This is a genomic window from Protofrankia sp. CiP1_Cm_nod4, assembly GCF_982290645.1.
In genome coordinates, this window is record NZ_CEVIVC010000005.1 from 46,189 (window position 1) to 49,582 (window position 3,394).

Here is a 3,394-nt window from a genome sequence, read left to right on the forward strand (position 1 = left end):
CCAAGGCAGGAACCGCCTGACCTGACGGGCTCGCTCGTCAGGCACTCTGCGGTCGCGACGTTATCGCACTCGGTGCCCGCACTCGTGTCACACCCCGTAACTTTATGACTGCTAGTGCGGTCGAGGCGTCGATGCTGGCCTGTGGTCCAGTGACTCGCTGTGCTCGGTGCTCTCGGCGGCGTGTCCGTCCCTGTCAGGTGTCCAGCCGGACATACTGAATGCTGATGATCTCTTGGCCCTCGTGTGCAGTGACTGTGTACCAGACGGTCACGCCGTCGGACGGCAGGTGGAGTTCGTAGGACCCCGGCAACGGGTCATCCATCGGGAACGGATCCGCAAGTGCCGGAACAGGTTCGTCGAGCAGGTGAAAGATCGTTCGCTGGACCGCCCACCGCAATGCCTGTGGCAAGGCATCAATCTCCTGCCAGGACGTTCCCGGGAATCGTACGAGGCGATCACTCACCGATTCCCCATACCTCGGCGAGCTGGCTGCGGGAGAAGGTTGGCGCATCGTCGCCAGCACCCTGGTCGGCCTGGATGCGCGCCCTGGCTACTGTCCGGCCGACCTCGAGCCGCAGGCGCCGCACCTCGGCTCGCAGCGACTCCAGCTCCACGCGGGGGATGGTGACCAGCTCGGACGCCTCGACGCTCACGATCGACTCCCTCGGCTCGACGCTGCCCCATAGTCTAGCTGGCTGGAGGATCGCAAGATCACAAATGGTGTTGTCGCGTCCACTGGCCCTCGCCCAGCCTGACGCGGAACCCCTCGTCGGTTTCGGCATACCGCTTGACGGCCTCGTACGCCTCGTCCGAGAGCCGAAGCGTGATCGTCCGCGCCATGCGCAATATGATGGCGAGATCTGACAGCAACACTCGTGGCAAGCTGGAACGAGTCCATGTCGGCCGGGCCGACCCGGTGCGCCCGCTATGCCTGGTGGATCTGGTGGACCCGGCGGCCGCGCTGTCAAACTCGTTTACCAGCTCAAGCTGACCCACGTCCGCGACCGCCTGTGCGGCGATCCCGGCGGTGCGGCAGCTGCCGCACCGTGGTCGGCTACGGTTGTGTCGTGGGACTGCATCTGAGTCAGATCGACGAGGCGGACGAACTGCTGACGAACGACCCGTTGGCGCTGCTGATCGGGATGGTGCTGGACCAGCCAGTCTCGGAAAGATGGAGTGGGACGGGACGGTCCGCACCCATCTGACACGTACCGCCCGGTTTTGGGTCCGCGGGTGACGAGCCGCAGTGCCGGGGCGGTACCAGGCGTTCCGGTGCTCGGCCAGCCACGGCTTGCGAGCAGAGGTCACCTGGAGGGACGACTGGAGATGCCGTCCAGGATGGTGGTCAGGTTGCGATCGAAATTTTCCTTGGCGTCGAGGTGGGCGCCGTCGACGACGAGCCGGGCGATGGTGGGGTACTCGCCGGTTTCCAGCTGACGGGTCAGGTAGGGGCCGAGGCTGGCCTGCCAGGCGGCCTCGTTGGTGCCGGTGGAACGGGCGGTGCGCCGCTCGGTGACCTCTCTGCGCAGCGCGCCGATGATGAAGGCGCTCAGGGTTCCCGTGGCCCGCTGCAGGTCGGCGACATCGCGCACGCCCGGGGCCTGGCTGAGCGCCGCCGCGGTCGATTCACCCACGGCGAGCGCGTGCGGACCCAGGCGTGGCCTACCACCGAGTAGGTCGGAAAACCATTCATGTTCAAGGGCGGCGACCCGGGTCATGTGGGCGATGGCCAGGACCGTGGCACGCCAGTCGGACTGCCGGCCGGCCTCGGCGATCCGGGCATAGACAGCGTCGACCATCAGATCGAGCAGCTCGGATCTGTTGACCACGTAGTTGTAGAGCCGCATCGGACCGACGCCGAGCTCTTTGGCAATCTTGCGAATCGACAGCCCATCGAGGCCATGCTCATCAGCCACTCGGATCGCCGTAGCGGTGATCTTCTCGCGGTTCAACGGCACCGGCGCCGCTCGCGCTCGCGGTTCGGGCCGCTCCCAGACGGGTTCCACCTCGTTAAGGTACGGGTGCGCTCGGTTAAGGTACGGTGTACTCACAAGATACATCGTACGTTAATGAAGTCGATCATGATGTCCATAGCGATCGCTGGTGGCGGCCTCGGTGGGTTGACCCTGGCCCGGATCCTGCACCGACACGGCATCGATGCGGTGGTGTACGAGCGCGAGGCCAGCCGATCGGCCCGATCACAGGGCGGCTCGCTCGACCTGCACCCGGAGTCCGGGCAACATGCCCTGGCGGAAGCGGGCCTCACCGGCCGATTCCGATCTGCGGCGCGACCCGAGGGCGAGGAACTTCGCATCCTCGACCCGGCCGGCCGGACCCTCCTGCACCACAAGCCGCAGCCTGGCTCGTTCGCCGGACGACCCGAGATCGACCGGAGCGCACTGCGTGAACTTCTGCTCGATTCACTCCCATACGACGCGGTCGTATGGGGGCACCATCTCGTCGCGGCGACACCGGGACCTGACGGGGGCTTCGGGCTGGAATTTCAGGGCGGCCGCCGAACAGACTGCGAGATCCTCATCGGCGCGGACGGCGCACGATCGATAGTTCGGTCGCTGCTGACCGACGCGAAACTGACCTACGTCGCCACCTTGGCTGAGCTGACCATCAGCGACGTCGACCGGCGCCACCCGGACATCGCCGAGCTGGTCGGTCCCGGGAACCTGTGGTGCGTCGGCGTAAGCCAGATCCTGGCGGCGCAACGCAGCGGCGACGGCAGTCTGCGAGTCGCGGCGTCCCTGCGCGCGGAGGACCGCCACATCAGTAGTAAGCGTGCTCTGCTGGACATGTTCGACGGCTGGGATCCAGGCCTCACCGCACTCATCGAAGCCAGCGACAGCGCGGTGACGCCGCGCCGGATCGAGGCGATGCCGATCGGTACACGCTGGGCCAGCCAGCCGGGCGTTACCCTGATCGGCGACGCCGCGCATCTCATGCCGCCGGTCGGTGAGGGCGCCAACCAGGCCATGCTTGACGCCGCGGAACTCGCCCGCGAACTGGTTGCCAACCCCGCCGGCCCGCACTCGGCGATCCGGGCGTACGAACACGAAATGTTCACCAGGACCCGTCCGATCGCCGAGATGTCCGCGCGAGTCCAGGCGATGATGCTGTCTCCAACCGCAGCGGAAGATATCATCCGCTTCTTTACGGCTCGGCCCCGGCCCGCCGAGCCGGCATCCGCGGACTGACAACGCGCCGGACCGCGAGCCCCGTATCAGTCGTAGCCCCGCCTGACGTGGTGAGGGGCAACTACGGTCAGCCCGTCGGCCGGGTCGCCGGTTTCTACCAGGGTGGCGAGCGCTGTGACGCTCCGCGTCAGGCGGTCGGCTACGGTGAGGTCGTGGGACTGCATCTGAGTCAGATCGACGAAGCGGAT

General features: G+C 66.7%; 5 protein-coding genes. 2 read left to right on the plus strand and 3 right to left on the minus strand.

The features are described 5' to 3' along the window. Window positions 1-193: 193 nt before the first annotated feature. Both AC5LSR_RS02390 and AC5LSR_RS02395 read right to left on the minus strand, forming a co-directional pair. On the minus strand, window positions 194-463 hold the full coding sequence (locus tag AC5LSR_RS02390) for a hypothetical protein (protein ID WP_493464414.1): 270 nt from the start codon (window positions 461-463) through the stop codon (window positions 194-196). After that, on the minus strand, window positions 456-653 hold the full coding sequence (locus AC5LSR_RS02395) for a hypothetical protein (protein WP_493464415.1): 198 nt from the start codon (window positions 651-653) through the stop codon (window positions 456-458). Before AC5LSR_RS02395 ends, AC5LSR_RS02390 begins: the two co-directional genes overlap by 8 nt. A gap of 414 nt (window positions 654-1,067) precedes the next feature. Between AC5LSR_RS02395 and AC5LSR_RS02400 the strand changes: the two genes are divergently transcribed. Further along, window positions 1,068-1,205, plus strand: coding sequence for a hypothetical protein (locus tag AC5LSR_RS02400; RefSeq protein ID WP_493464416.1), 138 nt, complete (start codon window positions 1,068-1,070; stop codon window positions 1,203-1,205). 99 nt (window positions 1,206-1,304) lie between these two features. Here AC5LSR_RS02400 and AC5LSR_RS02405 read toward each other — a convergent pair whose 3' ends face one another. Further along, window positions 1,305-1,916, minus strand: coding sequence for a TetR/AcrR family transcriptional regulator C-terminal domain-containing protein (locus AC5LSR_RS02405; protein WP_493468101.1), 612 nt, complete (start codon window positions 1,914-1,916; stop codon window positions 1,305-1,307). Between AC5LSR_RS02405 and AC5LSR_RS02410 the strand changes: the two genes are divergently transcribed. Continuing rightward, a complete protein-coding gene (locus tag AC5LSR_RS02410) occupies window positions 1,902-3,206 on the plus strand; it encodes an FAD-dependent oxidoreductase (RefSeq protein ID WP_493468102.1) in 1,305 nt (434 codons plus the stop codon). The genes AC5LSR_RS02405 and AC5LSR_RS02410 overlap by 15 nt on opposite strands. Window positions 3,207-3,394: the final 188 nt, after the last annotated feature.

What these genes read in the sequence shown, in the direction of transcription:
- AC5LSR_RS02410 (WP_493468102.1), top strand. Translation starts at nt 1,902, where the DNA reads ATGCTCATCAGCCACTCGGATCGCCGTAGCGGTGATCTTCTCGCGGTT.